The 23,699-nt window shown below is 76.1% G+C and carries 6 protein-coding genes; all 6 read right to left on the reverse strand.

The window, feature by feature from the left end; all coding sequences use genetic code 11:
* Positions 1 to 20: 20 nt before the first annotated feature.
* The 6 genes from AC0OLQ_RS10620 to AC0OLQ_RS10645 are packed head-to-tail and all read right to left on the reverse strand — an operon-like array spanning position 21 to position 23,576.
* Complete coding sequence (locus AC0OLQ_RS10620) at positions 21 to 1,193, reverse strand: trans-sulfuration enzyme family protein (protein ID WP_484531174.1); 1,173 nt, start codon at positions 1,191 to 1,193, stop codon at positions 21 to 23.
* A complete protein-coding gene (locus tag AC0OLQ_RS10625; protein ID WP_484531175.1) occupies positions 1,190 to 6,466 on the reverse strand; it encodes an amino acid adenylation domain-containing protein in 5,277 nt (1,758 codons plus the stop codon). The genes AC0OLQ_RS10620 and AC0OLQ_RS10625 overlap by 4 nt, the downstream gene beginning before the upstream one ends.
* Positions 6,463 to 7,479, reverse strand: a complete 1,017-nt coding sequence (locus tag AC0OLQ_RS10630) for a TauD/TfdA family dioxygenase (protein ID WP_484531176.1) — start codon at positions 7,477 to 7,479, stop codon at positions 6,463 to 6,465. The genes AC0OLQ_RS10625 and AC0OLQ_RS10630 overlap by 4 nt, the downstream gene beginning before the upstream one ends.
* A complete protein-coding gene (locus AC0OLQ_RS10635; RefSeq protein ID WP_484531177.1) occupies positions 7,476 to 8,540 on the reverse strand; it encodes a TauD/TfdA family dioxygenase in 1,065 nt (354 codons plus the stop codon). Before AC0OLQ_RS10635 ends, AC0OLQ_RS10630 begins: the two co-directional genes overlap by 4 nt.
* Positions 8,533 to 11,712 (reverse strand): amino acid adenylation domain-containing protein, encoded by a 3,180-nt coding sequence (locus AC0OLQ_RS10640; RefSeq protein ID WP_484531178.1) that lies wholly within the window; start codon positions 11,710 to 11,712, stop codon positions 8,533 to 8,535. Before AC0OLQ_RS10640 ends, AC0OLQ_RS10635 begins: the two co-directional genes overlap by 8 nt.
* Positions 11,709 to 23,576: an amino acid adenylation domain-containing protein gene (locus tag AC0OLQ_RS10645; RefSeq protein ID WP_484531179.1), complete on the reverse strand. Its 11,868-nt coding sequence runs from the start codon at positions 23,574 to 23,576 to the stop codon at positions 11,709 to 11,711. The genes AC0OLQ_RS10640 and AC0OLQ_RS10645 overlap by 4 nt, the downstream gene beginning before the upstream one ends.
* Positions 23,577 to 23,699 lie beyond the last annotated feature (123 nt).

Raw genomic sequence — 23,699 nt, forward strand, 5'->3', positions numbered from 1 at the left:
CTGAGGGCGGGCCTCCAGCGTCAGGCCGGCGCCCCGTCCAGCGCCGCGCGGAAGTCGTCCACCAGGTCGGCGGTGTCCTCGATGCCGGTGGAGACCCGGACCAGGCCGTCCCCGATGCCGGCGGCGGCCAGTTGCTCCGCGTCCACGATCCCCGCCCACATCGACCGGGGATGCACCACCAGCGTGCTGACGCTGCCCAGGCTGGCCGCCCGCTTGGCCAGCCGCAGCCCGGCCAGCAGCGCGGCGGCCCCCGCCCGCCCGGCCGCCAGTTCGACACCGAGCACCCCGCCGAAGCCGGTCATCTGCCGGCGCGCGAGGGCGTGCTGGGGGTGCGACGGCAGCCCTGGGTAGCGGACCCGGGCGACCGCCGGGTGCCCCTCCAGGGCCCGGGCCAGGGCCAGGGCGTTCGCGTTGTGCCGCTCCACGCGCAGCGGCAGCGTGCGGATGCCGCGCAGCAGCAGCCAGGCGTCGACCGGGCCGAGGGTGCTGCCGGTGACGATCGCCGTCTGCCACACCCGCTCGACCAGCCCGGCCGGGCCGACGACCACCCCGGCCGACACGTCGGAGTGGCCGCCGAGGAACTTCGTGCCGCTGTGCCAGACCAGGTCCGCCCCGGCGCTGAGGGGGCGCTGGTTGACCGGTGTGGCGAAGGTGTTGTCGACCACCACCAGCGCGCCCGCGGCGTGGGCCGACGCGACCACGGCCGCCAGGTCGGTCAGCTCCAGCAGCGGGTTGCTCGGCGTCTCCACCAGCACGAGGCGGGTCTGCGGGCGCAGCGCCCGCGCGAACTCCCCGCTGTCGGTCTGGTCGACCTGGGTGCAGGAGACCCCGAAGCGCGGCAGCAGGCCGGTGGCGAGCGAGGTGGTGCCCCCGTACGTGCTGCGCTGCACCACCACGTGGTCACCGGCGGAGAGCAGGGCCAGCGCGACCGTGCTGATCGCCCCCATGCCGGAGGCGGTGACCAGGCCCGTCTCCGCGCCCTCCAGTTCGGCGACCACGGCGGCCACCTGGGCGTGGTTGGGGTTGCCGTAGCGGGTGTAGAAGGCGCTGCCCCGGGCCTCGGTGGCGATCTCGGTGAACCGCTCGTCGGACTCGGCGCTGAAGGTCGCGCTCTGCACGATCGGCGGCGCCACCGCCCCGCCGGGCACCAGGCCGTCGTCGCCGTGCACGGCGGCCGTGCCGAGGCCGGTCATGAGCGCGCCACCCGGTCCACCAGCGCGCCGTAGCTGCCCAGCGCCGCGAACTCGGGCAGCGTGAGGTCGCTGCCGTGGCGCTGCCGCAGCACAGTGACCAGCCGCAGGGCGCGCAGCGAGTCCCCGCCGGCGGCCAGGAAGTCGGCGGCCGGGTCGCGCGGCGCGGACCCGAGCACCTCCTGCCAGGCCCCGGCCACCCGGGCGGCCCACTCGCTCCGCGCGTCGCCGGCCGCCGGCCCGGTCGGGGCGACGGGCGGCAGCGGCGCGGTCGGGTCGGCGGCCAGCAGCCGGCGGAAGCCGTCGGCGAAGGCGTCCACCCGCTCCGCGGGGACGTGCCGGTGGTCGTACTGGACGGTGAGCGCGAGGCGGCCGGTTCCGGCGTCCAGTTCGGCGTCGACGGCCAGGCTGAACGCCACGTCGACCGTGACGCCCCGGCTGTCCACGATCCGGCTGCCGCCGTCGGCCGGGCCGGTCGGGAAGTGGGTCCAGTTGAAGAAGTGGTCGAAGCGGGGACCGGCCCCGCCGGCGCGAACGATCTCGGCGAGCGGGAAGCGGTGGTGGCCCATCAGCTCCCGCTCGGCCCGCCACACCTCGGCGGCCAGTTCGGCCGGGGAGCGGGTGCCCAGGGCCACGCTCACCGGCAGGGTGTTGAGGAACAGCCCGAGGGTGGCGTCGCTGCCCTCGCCCTCCGGCCGGCCGCCCACCACCAGGCCGCTGACCACGTCGTCCCGGCCGGCGAGTTCGCCGATCAGCCGCAGGTGGACGGCGAGCAGCCAGGACTTGACCGGCACCCCGGCGGCCCGGGCCGCCTCGGTGACCGTCTCGATGCTGCCCGCCCTCAGCGGCACCCGCTGGGTGGTGGTGGTCCGCGGCTGCGCCCCGCCGAGCAGCAGCGGCGGCACCGCGCCCGCGCCGTCCAGCCAGAACCGGCGGGTGACCGGGTCGGCCAGGGCCCGCCGCTCGGCCGCCACGTACTCCCGGAACGGCAGGCCGGGGTCGGCCGGGCGGGGCTCGCCGGCCCGCTCCCGGTCGTATCCGGCGAGCAGGGCGGTGAGGAACCGGTGCAGGCTCCAGCCGTCGAGGATGCCGTGGTACTCGGCGACGATCAGGGTGAACGCGTCGGCCTCCTCCCGGACGGCGTGCAGGCGCAGCAGCGGCGGGCGGGCCCAGTCGAAGGGGCGTACCCGCTCCTCGGCGACGAGGTCGTCGATCCGCGCCCGGCGGGTCTGCGCGTCCGCGCCGGCCAGGTCGGTCACCGGCACCTCGACCTGCACCTCCGCGTGCACCAGTTGCAACGGCTCGGCGTACGCGCCCAGCGCGAACCCGGTCCGCAGCACCGGATGGGCGGCCACCAGACCGGCCAGCGCGCGGCGCAGCGCCGCCACGTCCAGCGGCGCGGCGACCCGGTGCGCGGTCACGTTGTGGTACATGGCCGGGTCGCCGGTCAGCTCGCCGTGGTAGACCATGCCCTGCTGGAGGACCGTCATCGGGTACGCGTCGGCGAGCCCGTCGGGCAGCCGCTCCCGGTCGGCGGCGGTCACCAGCGCGAACCGCCCGGTGTCCGCCGGCCCGGTCCCGACACCGTCCACGGTGAGCTGCCCGTGCTCGACCAGCTCGCGGATCGTCTGGTGGGTGAAGATGTCGTTGAGCTGGAAGGACAGCCCCCGCTTCTGCGCCGCCACCTGCATCTGGATGCTGCGGATCGAGTCGCCGCCGAGGGCGAAGAAGCTGTCGGTGACCCCGAAGTCGGCCACCCCGAGCACCTCGCGCCACGCCTCGACGAGGATCTCCTCGGCCCGGTTGACCGGCGTGACCGTCGCGCCGGCGGCCGGCCGGTCGAGCCGGGGCGCCGGCAGCGCGGCCCGGTCGAGCTTGCCGTTGCGGGTCAGCGGCAGCTCGTCGAGGAGCACCACCGCGGCCGGGACCAGGTGGGCGGGGAGCCGGTCGGCGAGCCAGCCGGAGAGCCGCTCCGCCAGCGGGCCGGTCGCCGGCGGGGCCGCCGTGACCACCGCCGGGCGCGGGTCGGCGGCGTACTCGGGGCGCACGGCGTGCAGGGTGTGCCGGTCGGTGCCGGTGAGCAGGTCGTCCTGGCGGGTGACCGCGGTGAAGCCGCGACCCTCGAAGAACGCGACCAGCTCGGCCAGCCGGCCCGCCGTGTCGGTGCCGGGCGCGTCGTGCACCTCCATGGCGACCTGCGCGATCAGCGGCCAGTGCCGGTCCGCCAGCCCGGCCAGCACGTCCGCCTCGGCGCGCTGCACGTCGATCTTCAGCAGGTCGACCCGCGCCGGGGCCAGTTCGTCGAGGACGGCCGAGAGCGGCCGGACCGGCACGGTGAGCTGCCGGCCGGCGAAGCGTTCGGCGAGCAGTTCGTCGACCCGGTCGAGCAGCACGTCCCGCTCGTCGGCGCCGGCGTCCCGCTCGTTGGTCAGGTACCGCTTGATCACCGCCACCTCGGCGTCCGGGTCGGCGTACGCGGCGTGGCCGGACATCATCGAGTAGCCCGGGTAGTAGGTGAAGGAGACCTCCCCGGCCGCCCGGGACAGCCCGAACCCGTGCACCGTGGCCGGCACGCCGAACTCGGCGACGTTGCGCCGCAGCAGGTCGACCACCGACGGCACCGGCTCGAACGCGTGGATCGTGGCGTCCGGGCAGACGGAGTGGACGAAGAGCGAGAACATGCCGATGTTCGCGCCCACGTCGAGCACGGTCGCCCCGGGCCGCAGCACGATGCCGTCGCGCAGATAGACCTGCTGGACGAAGATCTCGTCGTACAGGTAGCGGGTCTCGTGCGGGTTGACCCCGGCGATCCGCTCGACGTCGACCGTCGTCGCCGGGCTGCTGCCGGGCCGGACGTAGGCGACGAGCCGGTCGCCGTACCCGTCGTCGTCGCGGGCGACCACGGCGGCGTCGGCGACCTCGGGGTGCCCGCGCAGGACGGCGGCGACCTCGCCCGGCTCCACCCGGAAGCCGTGGATCTTCACCTGGTCGTCCAAGCGGCCCAGGTAGCGCAGCCGCCGATCGGCGTCGAAGCGGACCCGGTCGCCGGTCCGGTACACCCGTTCGGTGCGCCCCGACGGCAGGGTCACCTCGACGAACCGGCGCGCCGTGGCCTCCGGATCGCCCAGGTACCCGTCGGCGAGCTGGGGGCCGCTGACGCAGAGTTCCCCGGCCACGCCCGGCGGCACCGGCCGCAACCGCTCGTCGAGCACCCGGACCGCCACGCCGGGCAGCGGCCGGCCGATCGTCGGGGCGTCGCCGGCGCGGATCTCCGCCACGCTGGTGTCCACCGTGCACTCGGTCGGGCCGTACAGGTTGACCGCGCGGACGCCGGGCAGCGCCGCAACCGTCTCCCACAGGTCCGACGGGACGGCCTCGCCGCCGAGCAGCAGCAGGCCGGGCAGCCGGACGTTGCCGGCCCCGGCGAGCAGGATGCGCAGCTGGGAGGGGGTCAGGTCGAGCACGTCCACGTCGTGGTCGGCCAGCGCGGCGGCGAGCGCCGCCCCGTCCCGGCGGACCTCCTCGGGCACCAGGTAGAGGCTGCGGCCGTGGCCGAGCTGCACGAGCTGCTTCACCGAGGCGTCGAAGGTGAGCGGGGCGTTCACCGCCACCCGCAGCCCCGGGTGGCTGCCCGCGTACACGGTCTGTTCCAGCGCGCCGGCGAGGTGCGCGGCGGCGCCGTGCGACACCTGCACCGGCCGAGGCGTGCCGGTGGAGCCGGAGGTGAAGATCACGTACGCCGGGTCCGCCGGGGCCGGCGGCGGGGGCGGCGGGCCTCCGGCCGCGACCAGTTCCTCGGCGGTCACGGTCGCCGGGCCGCCGGCGCCGACCACGACCTCCGCACCGATCGCGCGGAGCTGGGCGGCGAGGCGCGGCGCCGGGGCGTCCGGGTCCAGCGGCACGAACACCGCGCCGGCCCGCAGCACGCCGAGGAAGGCCACCACGGTGTCCCGGGAGCGGGCGGCCAGCACCCCGACCGGGGCGCCGGCCAGGCCGCGCGCGGCCAGCGCGCCAGCCACCCGCGCGGCCCGTTCCCGTAGCTCACCGACGGTGTACGCGCCGTCTGCGGCGACCACCGCCGGGGCGTCCTGGTCCATCCCGGTGAGGCCCGCGTCGAGCAGGTCGACGAGGGTACGCCCCGGCACCCCGGACGCCGTGCCGGCCGCGTCGGCCAGCCAGCCGGCCTCCCCGTCGCCGAGCACGGCCAGCGCGGCGTCCCCGGTGAGGGCGGCGGGCAGGGTGCGCAGGATCGCCAGCAGCGTGTCGAGCAGCCACTGCCCGCCGACCACCCGCAGGGTGACCCGGTCGCCGTCGGTCAGCGCGGTGAGCTGCGGACCGGCGGTGGGCGGCGGGTCGGCGACCGTCACCGTGGCGCCACCGAGGCCGGCCACGGTTGCCGGGTCCACGGCCGGCAGCAGCGCGAAGCCGGCGACCGCCCCGGTCTGCTCGTCCACCGGGTCGACCAGGTGGAACGTCTCCTCGGCGGCGGCCTCGGCGGCGCGCACCCCGGCCAGCAGGTCAGCGGGGGCGGCCGGCAGCGGCAGGGCCAGCCGCAGCGGGCCGTAGCCGCCCAGCGGGCCCACCACCTCGGCGGTGCCGTCGGCCTGCCGGCCGTCGCTCCACCGGGCCAGCACCAGGTCCGCCTCGTCGGCCCCGTCCGGCGCCTCGGCCCGGCGGGACACCGCGAGGGCCCAGGCGGCGAGCAGCACGCTGGCCGGCTCGACGTCCGCGGCCCGGGCGGCGTGGGCCAGCGTGGCGGCGGGCACCGTCGCGGTGACCACCGCGCTGGGGTCGTCGCCGTGCGGGGTGACCAGCCGAGCGGCCGGCGCGGCGGGCTCGGCGGCGGAAGCCTGCTCCCGCTCCTCGAGCTGCCACTCGGCGACGTCGAGGAACTGGAGCGCCTCCGGGTCCTCCGGCAGCGCCTCGCCGGCGTAGGCCCGGGCCAGGTCGGCGAGGACCAGCCGCAGGCTGGCCGGGTCGGCGATCAGCGGGGTGGCGGCCAGCTCCAGCGCCTCGTCGGTCAGCGTGACCGACAGGTCGCCCTGCGCGCCGACCGTCACCGCCCGGCTGTCGTCCACGTCCTGCAACGGCACCCGCAACCCGGGGTGGTGCACCAGGGCCAGCCGCAGCGCCTCGTGCCGGGCCACCACCGTGTCGACGGCGGCCTGCAACCGCGCCCGGTCCAGCGGCCGGTCGAGCCGGACCCGCGCCCGGACCAGGTCCTGCTTCCCGGACCAGGCCAGGCGCTGGATCGGCGACAGACGGTATCCGTTCACAACACACTCCGGTTGACGTAGAGGTCGGACATGGCGACCAGGATCTGCCGGTCGCCGCGGAAGGGTTCCCGGCCGTGGGTGGCCAGGAAGTTGTCCACCACCAGCACGTCGCCGCGCTGCCAGGGCACCGAGACGGCGTGCCGCCGGTACAGCTCGCGGATGCCGGTCACCACCTCGTCGGGGATCGGCTCGCCGTCGCCGTAGTAGGCGTTGCGGGGCAGCCCGTCCGGGCCGTACTCGCGCAGCAGCGCGCCGGACACCTCCGCGGGCATGTTGGAGACGTGGAACAGGTGGGCGTGGTTGAACCAGACCGTCTCCCCGGTACGCGGGTGCGTGGCGACCGCCTGCCGCCGGGCCCGGGTGCGCAGCCCGTCCCCGCCCAGCCAGGCGAACTCGGTCGCCGAGGCGGCGCAGTACGCCTCCACCTCCGCCCGGTCGGTGGTCTGGAACGCCTCCTGCCAGGGCAGGTCCAGGTGCGGGCCGTAGTTGCGTACGTAGCTGACGCCGGCGCGGAGGAACCGCTCCCGCACGTCGGCGGGGATCAGCGGGGTAATCACCCGCTCGCTGGCCAGCGGGGTGGCCCCGCCGCTGCCGGTGGCCGGCTGTGCGCACCAGAAGTAGAGGTGGGTGGGCCAGTTGTGCGAGTAGGACATCTCGTGGTGCAGCGGGATCCACTGCTCGGCGTTGAACTCGGTGGAGGTGAACACCCGGTCGGCGACCTCGTGCCGGGGGGCGGCCCGTTCCAGGTAGCCGAGCAGGTCCGGGCTGACCGCCCGGGCGGCCTGGCTGAAGTCGTCGGGGGTGCGCACCTCGAAGCCGCGGAAGAACACCGCGCCGTAGGTGTCCAGGTCCGCCAGCAGCTCCGCGCGGCGCCCGGCGAGCCAGCCGGCCAGGTCGAGGTCGGGCACGGCGGCCTCGACGAGCAGCACGAACCGCTCGTCGACGAGCACCCGCCGGGTCACCGGTGCGGTGACGGTGCCGGTGGCGCGCCGCCGGGGCGCCGGCCCGCTCATGCCCGGCCTCCCGCCGGCACGGTGCTCGCCGCCGCCTCGGTCAGCTCCGGGGCGGCGACCGGGTCGGACATCGCGGTGAGGATCCGGCGGGGCGGGGTGAACGGCTCCCGGGCGTGCGCCGCCAGCATGTTCTCCACCAGCAGCACGTCGCCGCGCTGCCAGGCGAAGGCGCGGGTCTCCGCGGCGTACGCGGCGCGCAGCTCGGCCAGCACCTCCTCGGGGATGGGCGTGCCGTCGCCGTACGCGGTCTGGTAGGGCAGGTCCTCCTCGCCGAGGGCGGCCCGCAGGCCGGCGCTGACGTCGTCGGGCAGCGAGGTGACGTGGAAGAACAGCGCGTGGTTGAACCAGGTCCGCTCTCCGGTGACCGGGTGGCGGCGCACCGCCGGGCGGACCTGCCGGGTACGCAGCTGCCGGTCGCCCACCCACTCCACGTCGATCAGCGCCCGGGCGCAGTACGCCTCGACCTCCTCCCGCCGTTCGGTCTGGAACGCGGTCTGCCAGGAGAGGCTGATGCCGGGCAGGTAGTTGCGCCGGTAGAGCACCCCGCGCCGTTCGAACTCGGCGGCCGTCTCCGGCCGGAGCCGGGCGAGCACCCGGCGGCTGTCGGCGAGCGGGGTACGCCCGCCGGCGCCCGGCTCGACCTCGCAGTGGAAGACGATGCGCAGCGGCCAGTTCACCGTGTACGACTGCTCGTTGTGCAGCACGATCGGCTGGTCGGCGGGGTGTTCGGTGGAGGTGTACACCCCCTCGGTGACCTGGCTGCGGGGTGAGGAGCGTTCGCCGTAGGAGAGTACGTCGTCGGAGAGCGCGGCCATCACGGTGCGGAAGTCGTCGGCGCCGGCCACGGCGAAGCCGCGGAACAGCACCGCTCCGGCGCGGCGGGCCAGCTCGTCGACCTGGTCGCGGTGGCCGGCCAGCCAGCCGGCCAGGTCGACGTCGGGCACGTTGGCCCGCACCAGCGCCGGCAGCGGGCCCCCGGGCCAGTCCGGTCGGACGTCCACGAGGTTCCGCTCGCGGCCGCGACGGCGGATGGTCCGCGCGACCCGGTTCTGCTCAGTCATCTCTCTCACTCCCAGCGGTGTCGGCGCAGTCGGCGAGACTGCGCCGGGGGTCGGCGGCGGCGGTACGCAGCACCCCGGTGAACCGGCGGTGCCACGCGAGCACGCCGTCGTGGTCGAACAGGTCGGTGCGGTAGGTCCAGAGCGCCGCCAGCCCGTCCCGCCGCTCGTCGAGCCAGAGGGTCAGGTCGAGGCGGGCGGTGTCCGGGGTGAGTTCCACGCCGGTGAACTCGACGCCGGCCGCGTCGCGGTGCCGGGCCGGCGGGGCGTTCTGCACCCCGAAGGCGACCTGGACGAGGGGGTTGCGCCGCGGTCGGCGGGCGGGCCGCAGCCGCTCCACCAGCAGGTCGAAGGGGACGTCCTGATGGGCGGCGGCGAACAGGGTGACCCGGCGGGCCTCGGCGAGCAGGTCGGTGAAGCGGCGGTCGGGCGCCGGGCGCAGCCGTAGCGGCAGGGTGTTGACGTGGCAGCCGACGCTCTCCTCGGCGGCGAGGCTGGTCCGGCCGGCGAAGGCGACGCCGACGAGCAGGTCGCGCCGGCCGGTGGCGGCGCCGAGCAGGGTGGCGAACGCGGCCAGCCCGACCATGTGCAGGCTGACCCGTTCGGCCCGGGCCAGCTCCCGCGCCGCCCGGGCGGTGGCCCCGTCCAGCGTGGTCCGCAGCGCCCCACCGGGCGGCGGGCCGTGGCCAGGGTCCGGCCGGGTGGGGGCGGCGGCCCGGTCCCGCCGGGCCGGGGCGGCGGGCAGGTCGAGCAGGTCGGGGGCGTCGCGCAGCTCCGCCACCACGTCCGCCACCGCCTGCCGCCCGGCCGGCCCGGCGAGCCAGTCCCGCTGGGCCACGGCGAACGCCGCCGGGCCTGCCGCCGGGGGTTCGGGCGCCGCCGTGGGGTCGCGCTCGCGGTCGTACGCCCGGGCCAGGTCCCGCACGAGCACGCCGAACGACCAGTCGTCGCAGATGATGTGGTGCACGACCAGCAGCAGCGCCAGCGCGCGGCCGGTGTCGTCCGGCACCAGGTGGGCGCGGAGCAGCGGGCCGGCGGCCAGGTCCATGGGCGCCCGGGTGGCGTCGGCGGCGAGCCGGCGGAGTCGCTCGTCGAGCGGCGTGCCCGGATCGGCCGGCGCGAGGACCGGCGCCGGGTCGGCGACGGGGCGGACGTGCTGCACCGGCCCGTCCGGGCCGGACGGGAAGACCGTACGCAGGGCCGGATGCTGGTCGACCACCCGGCGCAGCGCCCGGGCAAGCCGGTCCGGGTCCAGCGGCGTGCCGAACCGGACCGCGAAGGCCAGCAGGTAGGAGGTGTCGGCCGGGTCGAGCCGGTGCAGGAACCAGAGCCGGGTCTGCGCGGCCGAGAGCGGGGCGGGCCCGGTCGACTCCGGGCCGGCCGGTTTCGCGACCGGCTCCGGGTCGGCGGCCAGCCCGTCGAGGTGGGCGGCCAGCGCGGCGACCGTCGGGTGGGCGAAGAGGTCGCCCGGCCGGACCGGCCGGCCGGTGGCGGCGGCCAGCCGGGTGGCGCAGCGGACCGCCAGCAGGGAGTCGCCACCCAGGGCGAGGAAGTCGCTGTCGACGCCGGTGACCGGCACCCCGAGCAGCTCGCGCCAGGCCGCGGCCACCGTGCCGGCCGTGCCGTCGAGCGCGTCGTCGGCCGCGGCGCCGTCGCCGAGGGTGGGGGCGGGCAGGGCCGCGCGGTCCACCTTGCCGTTGGGCAGGGTGGGCAGCCGGTCCAGCCAGACCAGGGTCGCGGGGACCAGCGGCGCCGGCAGCACCTCGGCCAGCCGAGCCCGGACGTCGTCGCGCCGCTCGCCCACCAGGTAGCCGACCAGCAGCGGGTCCCCGCTCGGTCCCGGCCGTACGGCGGCGGTCGCCTCGCGTATCCCGGGCAGGGCGGCGAGACGGGCGGTCACCTCGCCCAGCTCGATCCGGTAGCCGCGGAGCTTCACCTGGTCGTCGAGCCGGCCCAGGTAGGCGAGCTGGCCGTCCGGCCGCAGCCGGACCCGGTCGCCGGTGCGGTACATCCGCTCGCCGGGCCGGAACGGGTCGGGCAGGAACCGGGCCCGGGTCTCCTCCGGCCGGTCGAGATACCCCCGGGCCAGGCCCGCCCCGGCCAGGTGGAGCTCGCCCGGCTCGCCCGGCGGGACCGGCCGCCCGTCGGGGTCGAGGACGTAGGCGCGGGTCTGCGGCAGCGGCCGGCCGATCGGCGGGTCTCCGCTGTCCGGCGGCACCTCCGCCCAGGTGGAGTAGGTGGTGTCCTCCGACGGTCCGTAGAGGTTGCAGAGCCGGCGGACGTGCGGGCGGGACCACACGCGGGCGGCCAGCGCGGCGGTCAGCGGCTCGCCGGCCAGGCAGACCGTCCGTACGCTCGCCGGCAGGGCCTCCGCGGTGAGCAGCTCGCCCATCGCGGAGGGCACGGTGTTGACCAGGGTGACGGGCAGCCGCTCCGCCCCGGGTGCGGCGAGGGCCAGCACGTCGTCGACCAGCAGCACCCGGCCGCCCCAGCAGAGCGGGCCGAAGATCTCGAAGACGGACAGGTCGAAGCAGATCGACGTGGCGGCGAGCAGGCCGCCCAGTTCGGCGTCGTCGAAGCTCTGCCGGACCCAGTGCATGAGCACCGACGCCGAGCGGTGCTCGATGGCCACGCCCTTGGGCCGCCCGGTCGAGCCGGAGGTGTAGATGACGTAGGCCAGGTCCGCGGGCGTCACCGGCACGGCCGGGTCGGTGGCGTCCCCGTCCCGGTCGAGCCGGTCGACCGGGACGGCCGTGTCGGGGAACCGGTCGGCGAGGTCGGCGCGGGTCAGCACCAGCCGGACCCCGGAGTCGGTGGTCATGAACGCCACCCGAGCGGGCGGGTACGCCGGGTCCAGCGGCACGTAGGCGGCGCCGGCCTTGAGCACGGCGAGCAGGGCGACCACCAGCTCGGGCGTGCGCGTAAGGCAGACACCGACCCGGTCCTCCCGGGTGACCCCCCGCCGGAGCAGCACCCGGGCGAGCCGGTTCGCCGCCTCGTCGAGTTCCCGGTAGGAGAGCGTGCGGTCGCCGTGCCGGACCGCCTCCGCCTTCGGGGTGCGGGCCGCCTGCGCCGCCACCATCCGGTGCAGGCAGTCCACGGTGGCCGGACCGCCGCTCGCGCGCGGGCCGGTGCTCCGGCGCCTCGGGCCGGCGGGTCGGGTGGGGGCGCTCACCGGCGTGACCCTCCGCCGCGGTGCAGCGTGAGCTGGCGGTCGGCCGCCTCCTGGAGGCGGTCCTTGTCGGCGAGGATGACGCTGCCCGGGTCGTTGTCCGGTAGTTCGTCCTCGACGTCGCGGATCGGCCGGTACGCGATGCCGGCGGCGGCCAGGGCGAGGGCGCAGACGCCGGCCACGATCGCCGCGAGGGCCATGCCCCGCCCCGGTCCGGTGCCGACGACGCCGGCCAGCACGCCGCCGGAGGAGACCAGCGGAGCGAAGACGTGCTCGGCGAGCGGGCCCGCGGTGAGGAAACCGGCCGGCACCATCAGCCAGGACAGCATCTGCCCCATGGACAGCACCCGGCCCTGGAGTTCGAGCCCCACCTTGGCCTGCACGATGGCCAGCCAGTGGGTGTTCACCAGCGCGGTGGCCAGGCCCATCCCGAACAGGCCGAGCGTCGGGAACAGCGGGCTCGGGTGCAGGCCGACGGTGAGCAGCGAGACGCCCAGCAGCACGACGCTGGCCAGGATGCCGGTGGTCCGCCGGGCCGTGCCGCCCCACACGCCCATCACCACCGAGCCGACCACCATGCCGGCGCCGCCGGCGGCGAGCACCCGGCCGAGCACCGCCGGGTCGCCGAACGACAAGGTCAGCGGGGTGACCAGGACCTCCACCATGGCGAAGAAGTAGTTCAGCGAGGCGACCAGCACGACCAGGGCGACCAGGCCGTGTCGGCGGACGATGAACCGCCAGCCGCCGAGGACCTCCCGCCGGAACGGCTCCTCCCGCTTGACGAACAGGGTGTCCGGGAAGCGGACCGACAGGGTGACGAGCACCGCGACCGCGAAGGTGAGCAGGTCGATGACGACGATGCCGCGCAGCCCGACCGCGATCACCAGCGCGCCGCCGACCAGCGGCGCCAGCACGGTGCTCGTCGCCGTGCCGAGGGAGACGATGCCGTTGGCGCGCCCGTAGTACCGCTTCGGCACCAGTTGCGTGACGGCCGCCAGGTAGGCGGGTTGCTGGAAGGCGGTGGCCACCGCGGTGACGGTGATCGCGGTGAACACGTGCCAGAGCTGGAGCTGGCCGAGCCAGAGCAGCAGCGCGAGGCTCACCGTGCCGGTGGCGGCCAGGCAGTCCGCGAGGATCATGATGCGTCTTCGGTCCCACCGGTCGGCGAGCGCGCCGGCGATGGGGGAGAGGACCACGGCGGGCAGCAGCGCCAGCACGGTGGCCGTGGCGAACAGCGACACCGACCCGGTGCGCTGGTAGACCCAGAGGCTCATGCCGAAGCCGGTCAGCCCGCTTCCGATCAGCGAGACCAGCTGACCGATCGCGACCAGGTAGAACACCGCCAGGCTGGGCATCGCGCGGCGGGTGACCGCCGGCTGTTCGCGCGGTGGCGTGGGCGCCGCCTCGGTCGCCGGGCGGGCGGGCTCGGCCGGCTGCTCCACCGGCGGGGCGCAGTGCGCCAGGATGATGCTCGCCAGGTCGGCCGGCTGGTGCTTGGCGAAGTAGTGCCCGGCGCCCTCGATGACCTCCAGCGAGACCCGGTCGGCGAAGAACTCCCACTCCAGGTACCGCTCCTGGTACAGCTCCGTGGCGCGGTCGCCGCTGCCGACGACGCAGACCAGCGGCACCGCCAGCTTCCGGGGCAGGCCGCCGGCATAGACGTCGGTGTAGTAGTCCTCACCCTTCGCCGCGTCGGCCAGGACCACGCGCATCACGAAGTCCTTCTCGTTCTCGTCGAAGACTTCGGTGAAGAAGCCCATGGCGCGCAGCGACTCCAGTGTCCGCCGCTTCGACATCCAGCGCTCCATGGGGAACCACCGCCGCAGCCAGGAGAACACCCGGCCGGGCAGCCGTGGGGCGGGAAAGTGGGCGCCGATGACCACCGCGGTCAGTTCGACGCCGGCCGCCTCCAGCCGGCGGGCCAGCTCGACCGCCTCGGCGCCGCCCACGCAGTGCCCGTACACCGCCACCGGGCCGGTGATGCCCTCGACCACCTCGGCCACGCAGCGGTCCACCAGCTCGTCCAGGTCCAGCAGGGGTTCGTCCGGGCGGTTCAGGTCGTGGCCGGGGCGCTCCAGGGCGTAGAGCGAGACGCCCGGCGGGAGGGCGTCGGCGAGGGGCTGGAAGGTGATCGCGCTGCCGCCGCCGAACGGTACGCAGACCAGCGTCAGCGTCGTCGGCGTACCCGGCCGGGCCGGGGTCAGCTCGTGCAGCAGCCGCCCGACGGATCCTCCGGTCGCGTCCAGGTGCTCGGTCAACCCCCGGATCGTCGGGTGGCGGAACAGGTCGAGGACGCTGATCGCCGGGTCGCTGCCGGCCAGCGCCTTGATGGCCTTGAAGGAGTCGCCGCCGAGGTCGAAGAAGTCGTCGTCGATGCCGACGCTGTCGTACCCGAGCACCGCCGCCCACCGCTCGGCAAGGGCCTTGCGCAGCGGGGTGTCCGGCGGGGTGGCGCCGACGGCGGCGCCGCCGCGGCGGGGCGCGGGCAGGGCCGCCCGGTCGACCTTGCGGTTGGCGTTGAGCGGCATCCGGTCGAGCACCACGAACGCCGACGGCACCATGTAGTCCGGCAGGTAGGTGCGGGCGAAGGCCCGCCACGGCGCCGGGTCGGCGTCGAAGTCGGCGGTGACCTCCGGTGCGCGCTGCGCCGGGTCGGCGCCGCCGTCGGGCCCGGCCAGCGTCAGGTAGGCCACGATGGACTTCTCTGCCTCGTCCTCGCGGACCACGACGGCGGCGTCGCGCACCGACTCGTGGCGGCGCAGCACCGCCTCGATCTCGCCGAGTTCGATGCGGAACCCGCGCACCTTGACCTGCGAGTCGCTGCGGCCGACGAACTCGATGCGACCGTCGGCCAGGCGCCGGCCGAGGTCACCGGTGCGGTAGAGCCGGCCGCAGCCGCCCGGCTCCGGCACGAACCGCTGCGCGGTCAGTGCCGGGTCGCCGTGGTAGTCGCGGGCCAGCCCGGCGCCGCCGAGGTACAGCTCACCCAGCACCCCGACCGGGCTGGGGGACAGCTGCCCGTCGAGCACGTGGACGCGCATGTTGCCGATCGGGCGGCCGATGGTGAGGTGCGTGAAGCCGGGCTCGACGCGGTCCATGGTGGCCCAGACGGCGGCCTCGGTCGGGCCGTAGAGGTTCCACAACGCGTCCACCCGCTCGGCCAGTTGCCGGGCCAGCGGCGCGGACACCGCCTCGCCGCCGCAGACGGCGGTCAGGCCGGGCGTCCCGGTCCAGCCGGACTCGATCAGCAGCCGCCAGGTCGCGGGGGTGCCCTGGGCGAGGGTGACCCGCTCCGCGCGCAGCAGGCCGGCCAGCCGGGGCGCGTCGTAGCCGACGTCGCGACCTGCCAGCAGCATCCGGGCGCCGACCACCAGGGGCAGGAACAGCTCCGGCACCGACATGTCGAAGGCGAAGCTCGCCATCGCGAGCATGGTGCCGTCGCCGGTCAGGCCCGGCCGTTCCCGCATGGTCGCCAGGGTGTTCACCACAGCGCCGTGGGTCACCCGGACGCCCTTGGGGCGGCCCGTCGAGCCGGACGTGTAGATGACGTACGCGAGGTCGTACGGCCCGGCCAGCGGCTCGGGGTCGGTCTCCGGCTCCGCGTCCAGCGCCGTGCCGGCGGGCACCACCTCGCCGGCGAAGTCGGCGAACCGGCCGGCGAGATCCGCCTCGGTGACCAGCACCCGGGCGTCGCTGTGCGCCAGCACGTACCGCTGCCGCTCGATCGGGTAGTCGGGATCCACCGGGACGTACGCGCCGCCGGCCTTGAGCACGCCGAGCAGGGTGACCGGCAGTTCGGGCGAGCGGCGCAGGCAGACTGCCACCGTGACGTCCGGGCCGACGCCGGCCCGGCGGAGCCGGTGCGCGAGCCGGTTGGCCCGGGCGTTCAGCTCGGCGTAGCTGAGCGTGGTGGCGCCGAACGTCACGGCGGGCCGGTCGGGGCGCGTCGCGACCTGGTGGGCGATCAGCTCGACCAGGGTCGGCCGGCCCGGCACCGGCCAGCCCGGATCGGTGGCGGTGTCGTTCCACTCGGCGACCCGGGACAGCTCGGCGGGGGTGAGCACGGCCAGTTCCGCCAGCCGGACGCCGGGGTCGGCGACGGCCGCGGCGAGCAGCGTCTCGAGGTGCCCCATCATCCGCTCGGCGGTCTCCGCGTCGAACAGCGCGGTGTTGTACTCCAGCCGGAACCGCAGCCCCTCGTCCACCTCGTACGCGTACAGGGCCAGGTCCTGCTGGGCAATGCCCGGCTCGACGGCGAACGGCACCATCCGCAGCCCGGCTGTGCCCAGGTCCCGCTGCTCGGGCACGTTCAGCAGGTTGAACATCACCTGGAACAGCGGGTTCCGGCTGAGGTCCCGGGGCGCGTCGACGAGGTCCACCAGCCGCTCGAACGGCACCTCCTGGTGGTCGTACGCGCCCAGCGCCGTGCGGCGCACCTCGGTGAGCAGTTCCGCGAAGGTCCAGTCGCCGTCGAGCACGGTGCGCAGCGGCAGCATGTTGACGAAGAAGCCGACCATCGGCTCGAGTTCGGCGCGGACCCGCCCGGCGACCGGCGTGCCGACGCAGATGTCGCGCTGGCCGGTGTAGCGCCACAGCAGGGCCTTCAGCGCGGCCAGCACGGTCATGGCGAGCGTGGCGCCCCGGGTCTGGCTGAACCGGCGCAGCTCGTCGGCGGTCTCCGGGGGCAGGACCCGGGTGCTGACCGCGCCGTCGAAGGTCTGCACCGGCGGCCGGGGCCGGTCGGTGGGCACCTCCAGCACGTTCGCCACCCCGTCGAGCTGCCGGCGCCAGTAACGCAGGTCGTCGCTGTCCGGGTCGGCCAGCCGGCCGCGCTGCCAGCGCGCGTAGTCGCCGTACTGGACGGGCAGATCGGGCAGCGGCGCCGGGCGGCCGTCGCGGGCGGCCGCGTAGAGGGTGGCGAGTTCGCCGGCGATGATGCCGAGCGACCACCCGTCGGAGACGTTGTGGTGCATGCTCAGCGAGAGCACGTGCCGGTCGTCGGCGACCCGGAGCAGCACGGCCCGGAACAGCGGCCCGTCGGCCAGGTCGAACGGGCGCCGCACGTCGGCGGCCAGCGTCGCGTGCACCCACCCGGGCACCGCGTCGGCGACCGCCGACTCCACGATGCTCCGCGGAGCCGCGTCGTCCGCCCCGGCCGGCGCGGAGACGACCGGCAGCTCGACCGGGCCGGCCGGCCGCACCTGCTGGACCGGGTCGCCGTCGGGTCCGAGCGGGAACACGGTACGCAGCGACTCGTGCCGCCGGACCAGTTCGGCCAGCGCCCCGCGCAGCGCGTCGAGGTCGAGTTCGCCGTCCAGCAGCAGCGCCGTGGCGACCGTGTAGGCGTTCTGCGCGTACGCCTGGTCGAGGAACCAGAGCCGGTGCTGCCCGGAGGAGAGCGGCGCCGGTCCGGCGCCGGGGTCGGCGCGGGGGATGGCCGGCTCGGCCGGCGCGGCGGCGGCCGGCTCGACCACGGCGGGCGCGGCGGGTGCGGTGGCAGTGGCGGGCAGCGCCGCCGCGATGCCCGCGACGGTCGGCTGCGCGAAGACCGTCTCCAGCGGCAGCGCCACGCCGAGCCGGGCCCGCAGCCGGACCACGACCTGGGTGGCGAGCAGCGAATGCCCGCCCAGCTCGAAGAAGTTGTCGTGCGCCCCGATCGGCCGGATGCCGAGCAGTTCGGCCCAGATCTCCGCCACGCACTCCTGGGCCGGGGTGCCCGGGGCGACGTAGGCCGTGCTGAGCGCCGGCCGGTTGCCGGCGTCGACCGGCTCGGCGGCGTCCGGCTCGGCCGGCGTGTCCGGTGCGGTGGGCGCGGGAAGGGCCGCGGCCGGACGTGCCGCCGCCTCCACCCAGTACCGGTGCCGCTCGAACGGGTAGCCCGGCAGGACCAGCCGGAGGCGCCCGCCACCGTGGAAGCGGGTCCAGTCCACCGGTGCGCCGGCCAGCCACAGCCGGCCGACCGCGTCGAGCAACGTGGTGAGGTCGTCGGCGTCGGTGCGCGGATGCCGCATGGCCGCCACCGCCTGGGTGGGCCGCAGGCCGGCCAGCCGGGCCAGGCCGCTGAGGGCGTGCCCCGGGCCCAGTTCGACGAGGACCACGTCCTGCTCGGCGAGGAGCGCGGCCGACTCGGCGAACCGCACCGGCTCGCGCATGTGCCGCACCCAGTACGCCGGATCGGTGACCTGCCCGGGAACGACGGGGCCGCCGGTCAGGTTGCTCAGGTAGGGGCGCTCGGGCTCGTGGTAGGTGATCCGGCCGGCCTGCTCGGCGAACTCGTCGAGCACCGGGTCGAGCAGGGCGGAGTGGTAGCCGCGGGCGACCCGCAGCGGCCGGCAGTCGACCCCGTCGCCGGTCAGCCGCTCGCGCAGCGCCCCGATCGCCTCCGGGTCGCCGGAGAGCACGCACAGCTCCGGGGCGTTGACCGCGGCCAGCGACACCCGGTCGTCCAGCAGCGCGGCCACCGCCGTCTCGGGCAGGCTCACGGCGAGCATCGCCCCGGCCGGGGTCCGGCCGACCAGCGCGCCCCGGGCGCAGACCAGGCGCAGCGCGTCGGCCAGGGAGAAGACCCCGGCGAGGCAGGCGGCGACGTACTCGCCGAGGCTGTGCCCCACCATCAGGTCCGGGGTCACGCCCCGGGCGAGCAGCGACCGGGCGAGCGCGTAGCTCGTGACGAAGAGCGCGGGCTGGACCAGCCGGGGCTCCGCGAGCAGCCGCTCGGCCTCCGCGTGACCGCCGGGTGCGGGGCAGAGCAGGGTACGCAGGTCGAGCCCCAGGTCGTCGCGGACCAGGTCGGCGCACTCGTCCACCACGGCCCGGTAGGTCGGCTCCGCGCGGTACAGGCCGGCGCCCATCGCCACGTGCTGGGCGCCGTGCCCCGGGAAGGCGAACACCAGCGGCCGCCGGCCGCCGGGATGGGTGCCGGTGAACTGCCGCTGCGGCGCGTCGAGGGCGGCCAGCGCGTCGGCCCGGTCCGCCGCGACGAGGAACCGCCGGTGGGTCATCGACTGGCGCCGGCCCAGGCCGGCCGCAACGTCCCCGAGGTCCACCTCGGGCCGCGCGTCGAGCCAGTCGCGGAGCCGGCGCGTCTGCCGCTCCAGCGATTCGACCGAGCGGGCCGAGACGACCAGCAGGTGCGGCCCCGCGGCGGGCGCGGCCTTCGGCTCGGCCGGCGTGGTCGGCGGCTCCTCCAGCACCACGTGGGCGTTGGTGCCGCCCATGCCGAACGAGCTGACGCCGGCCCGGCGCGGGCCGTCGGCGGTCCACGGGCGGGCGCTGTCGTTGAGGTAGAACGGGCTGCCCGCGAAGTCGATGGCCGGGTTGGGCCGGCTGACGTTGATGGTCGGGGGCAGCGTCCGGCTGTGCAGCGCCAGGACCGTCTTGATCAGACCGGCGACCCCGGCGGCGGCGTCGGTGTGCCCGATGTTGGCCTTGACCGAGCCGAGGGCGCAGAAGCCGCGGTCGTCGGTGCCGCGCCGGAACGCCTCGGTCAGCGCGGCCACCTCGATCGGGTCGCCGAGGCTGGTGCCCGTCCCGTGCGCCTCCACGTAGCTCACCGAACGGGGGTCCACTCCGGCCGTCGCCAGCGCGCTGCTGACCACCTCGACCTGACCCGCGACGCCGGGCGCCGTGTAGCCGGTGCGGCGCGCCCCGTCGTTGTTGACCGCGGAGCCGCGGATCACCGCGTAGACCGTGTCGCCGGCCGCAACCGCGTCCTCCAGCCGCTTCAGCACGACGATGCCGACCCCGCTGGACTCGATGCTGCCGCGCGCGTCCGAGCTGAACGGGCGGCAGTGCCCGTCGGGGGAGTAGATCCCGCCGTCGTGGTAGAGGTAGCCGCGGCGCTGTGCCGGGAAGATGCTGACCCCGCCGGCCAGCACCAGGTCGGACTCGCCGGTCAGCAGGCTCTGCCGGCCGAGGTGCACGGCCACCAGCGAGGTCGAGCAGGCCGTGGCGACGGTGACCGCCGGCCCGGTGAGATCGAGCTTGTAGGCGACCCGGCTGAGCAGGAAGTCCTTGTCGTTGCTGATCGACAGCTGGTGCTCGCCGATGGCGCTGGCCAGCTCGGGGTGACCACTCAGGTGGTCGAGCAGGTAGCTGCTGCGGCCCGACCCGGCGAAGAGGCCGATCCGGCCGGGATGGCCGGCCGGGTCGTGGCCGGCGTGCTCCAGTGCGTGCCAGGCGCACTCCAGCAGCAGCCGGTGCTGCGGGTCGAGGGTCTGCGCCTCCCGGGGCGTGATCCCGAAGAAGGCCGCGTCGAACTCGTCGATCCCGGGCAGCCAGGTGCCGGCCCGGACGTACGCCGGGTCGTCGAGCCGGCCGGGATCCGCCCCGTCGGCGAGCATCTCCTCGACGCTGAACTCGCGGACGGACTCCACCCCGGTGCGGATGTTCCGCCAGTACTCGTCGACGGTCCGCGCGCCGGGAAAGCGGCAGGCCATGCCGACGACGGCGATCAGGCCGCCCGGCTGCCCCGTGTCGTCGCGCCCGCCGGCGCGGGGCCGGACGATCCGTTCCGGTGCGGGGGCCGGCGCGGTCGTCCCGATGGTGGCGGTGGCGAGGAACGTGGCCAGGGCGTCGACCGTCGGGTGCCGGAAGAGGTCGGTGACCGTGAGCACGTCGCCGAGCCGGTCGCGCAGCCGGTCGAGGACGGCCAGCAGCCGCATCGAGTGGCCGCCGAGGTCGAAGAAGTTGTCCGCCACCCCGACCCGGTCGACGCCGAGCACCTCGCGCCACACGTCCACGACCAGCCGCTCCAGGCGTACCCGGGCGACGTCCCAGCGGGCCGGAGCGGGCGCGGCCACCGGCGGTTCGGGGGCCGCGGGCTCGGGCGTGGACCGCTGCCGCGGCACGTCCGCGGCGCGTCCGGGAGCGGGCAGCGCGGCGGCGTCCACCTTCCCGTTGCGGGTCAGCGGCAGCGCGTCGAGCCGGACGAACGCGGCGGGCACCAGATAGGACGGCAGCTCGGCGGCGAGCGCCGCCCGCAGGGCCGCCACATCGGTCTCCGCCCCGCCCCCGAGGTACGCGACGAGCCGCGGGTCGTCGGGGTCGTCCCGGCGCAGCTGCACCGTCACGTCGAGCTCCGGCCGGCAGCGCCGGACGGCCGCCTCGATCTCGCCGCATTCCACCCGGTAGCCGCGCAGCTTGACCTGCTGGTCCGTGCGGCCCAGGTATTCGAGGTGCCCGTCGGGGCGCAGGCGGACGAGGTCGCCGGTGCGGTAGAGCCGGGCGCCGGGGACGCCCGAGAACGGGTCCGGGACGAACCGCTCGGCGGTCAGGCCCGGCTGGTGCAGGTAGCCGCGCGCCACCCCGGCCCCGCCGACGTACAGCTCGCCGACCACGCCCGCCGGGACCGGGTTCTGCCACCCGTCCAGCACGTAGAGCCGGGTGTTGGCGATCGGCCGGCCGATTGGGACGGAACCGTCGGCCGGCGAGCCCGGGTCGACCTCGTACGCGGCGCAGCCGACCACGGTCTCGGTCGGCCCGTACTCGTTGACCAGCGCGGTGCCGGGCGCGTGGGCCCGCCACGGCGCCACCTGGTCGGCGCGCAGGTTCTCGCCGCCGATCACGAAGCACCGGGTGCGGCCGGCCAGCCCGGCGGGGCGGAGCTGGTGGCGGCCCAGGTCGAGCTGGGCCGGGGTGATCTTGACGAGCCCGAAGGGGGTCCGCTGGTCGCGCAGCGCCTCGCCCAGTGCCTCGGGGCCGAGGTGCTCGCCGATCATCCGGACCGTGGCCCCGCCGGCCAGCGGGACCAGCAGGCTCGTCACGGTCAGGTCGAATCCGATGGACGAGTGCAGGGGCACGGTGTCCCCCGGCCGCAGGCGGTAGGCCTGAGCCGCCCAGCGCACGTAGTTGCACACGCCGCCGTGGGTGACCATGACGCCCTTGGGCCGGCCGGTGGAGCCGGAGGTGTGGATGACGTAGGCCAGGTCGTCCGCCGACGGCTGGGGCCGGCGCCGCGGCCGCCGCCGCGGCCCGCCGCCGGCGCCGCGGCCGGGCTCGACCGGCGGGACCGGCGCGTCCGGCCCGGGCACCAGCAGCGCCGTGCCGTCGGGCACCAGGTGCGCCAGTTCGGCGCAGGTGAGCACGACCGGGGCGGCCGTGTCCTCGACCAGATACCGCAGCCGTGCCGGCGGGTTGGCCGGGTCCATGGGTACGTAGGCCGCACCGGCCTTCAGCACGGCGAGCACCGCCACGGCGAACGGGGCCGCGCGCGGCAGGAGCACCCCCACCAGGCTGCCGATGCCGACGCCCCGCCCGCGCAGCGTCTCCGCCAGCGCCTCGGCCCGGGTGTGCAGCTCGTGGTAGCTCAGTGCGCCGTCGCCGTCGGTCACCGCCACGCCGGCGGGGGTCTCCCGCGCCTGCCGCTCGATCAGCAGGTGGACCAGGTCGTCCGGCTCGGCCGGGGTGGCCGTGCGGTTCCAGTCCCCGACAAGCTGCCGGTGCTCGTCGGGGGTGAGCATCGCGGCCGAGCCGACCGGCGCGCCCGGATCGGCCACCAGCGACCGCAGCAGCGTCTGGAAGTGTCCGGCGAGGCGGACCATCGCGTCGGAGTCGAACAGGTCGGTGCGGTACTCCAGCGCGGTCCGCAGGCCGTCGGCGTTCTCCCGGACCGAGACGGTGAGGTCGAACTTGGCGGTGTCGACGGGCACCTCGACCGGAGTGACCTCGAGGTCGTCCAGGCGCGGGGGCGTCGCCTCCCGGCCGTAGACGAACATCACCTGGAAGAGCGGGGTGAAGCCGGGCCGGCGCGCCGGACGCAGCGCCTCGAGCACCGTCCCGAAGGGCAGCTCCTCCCTGCTCAGGCCCTCCAGGGCGGCGGTACGCACCCGCCCCAGCAGCGTCTCGAACGACGGGTTGTCGTCCAGCCGGGCCCGGACGGCGACCGTGTTCAGCAGCAGCCCGACGAGCCGCTGCGTCTCGGCCCGCCGACGGTTGGCCACCGGCGTGCCCACCACGATGTCGCGCTGCCCCGTCCAGCGGGCCAGCAGCACGTGCAGCGCGGCCAGCATGACCATGTACGGGGACACCCGCATCCGCTGGCACAGCGCGGTCAGCGCGTCGGCGTCGACGTCCAGCGGCACCGACAGGGTGGCTCCCGCGCTGGACGGTACGGCGGGGCGCGGGCCGCGGGTGGGCAGTTCCAGCACGGCCGGCGCGTCCGCGAGCTGCCCGCGCCAGTAGTCGAGCTGGGCGGCCGCCTCCGGACCGGCGAGCCAGTCCCGTTGCCGGACCGCGTGCTCGCGGTGGTCGCCGTCGACCGGGTCGAGGCCGGCCGGCCGCCCCGCCCGGTGTGCGGCGTACAGGCGTTCCCACTCGTCGTGGAGGATGCCGAGCGACCACTCGTCGACCGCGACGTGGTGGAAGGTCAGCAGGAGGACGTGCTCCTCCGGCCCGCAGCGCAGCAGCAGGGCCCGCACCACCGGCCCGTGTTCCAGGTCGATCGGGGTGCCCGCCTCGGCGTGCATCCGGGCCCGCAGCTCCTGGTCGCGCTGCCAGGTGGGCAGCCCGCTGAGGTCGTGCACCCGCAGCAGCCCCGGGCGCGGCTCGTGGACCACCTGGACCAGGCGCCGCGCCGGGTCGTCGCCCGGCTCTCCGGCCGGCTCGTCCGCGGCCGGCGCCAGGGTGGTGCGCAGCGCGGTGTGCCGGGCCACCAGCCTGTCGAGCGCCGCCGACAGGGCCGCCACGTCGAGCGGACCGTGCAGCCGGTACGCCAGCGGCACCAGGTAGCTGGTCGCCCCGGGGTCGAGGCGGCAGAGCTGCCACATCTGGCGCTGCGCGGCCGAGGCCGGTGCCGGAACGCCGCCCGGCGGGTCGTCCCGGAGCGGGGTGTCCGGCGTGGTCCGCCGGGATCTCAGGACGTCGGTCATCGCGTCCGCCTCCTCTGCTCGCGCACCGGCCGGAGGAGCGCCGCTCACGCGCCGGCCCGGTCCACCAGTTGCTCGTGATCGGGTATCGGACACCTGTCGCTGACGGCCGGCCGACGTACGGTC

It is taken from the genome of Micromonospora sp. Utrum1 (genome assembly GCF_057197805.1).

What these genes read in the sequence shown, in the direction of transcription:
- AC0OLQ_RS10620 (WP_484531174.1), bottom strand. Translation starts at nt 1,193, where the DNA reads ATGACCGGCCTCGGCACGGCCGCCGTGCACGGCGACGACGGCCTGGTG.
- AC0OLQ_RS10630 (WP_484531176.1), bottom strand. Translation starts at nt 7,479, where the DNA reads ATGAGCGGGCCGGCGCCCCGGCGGCGCGCCACCGGCACCGTCACCGCA.
- AC0OLQ_RS10635 (WP_484531177.1), bottom strand. Translation starts at nt 8,540, where the DNA reads ATGACTGAGCAGAACCGGGTCGCGCGGACCATCCGCCGTCGCGGCCGC.
- AC0OLQ_RS10645 (WP_484531179.1), bottom strand. Translation starts at nt 23,576, where the DNA reads ATGACCGACGTCCTGAGATCCCGGCGGACCACGCCGGACACCCCGCTC.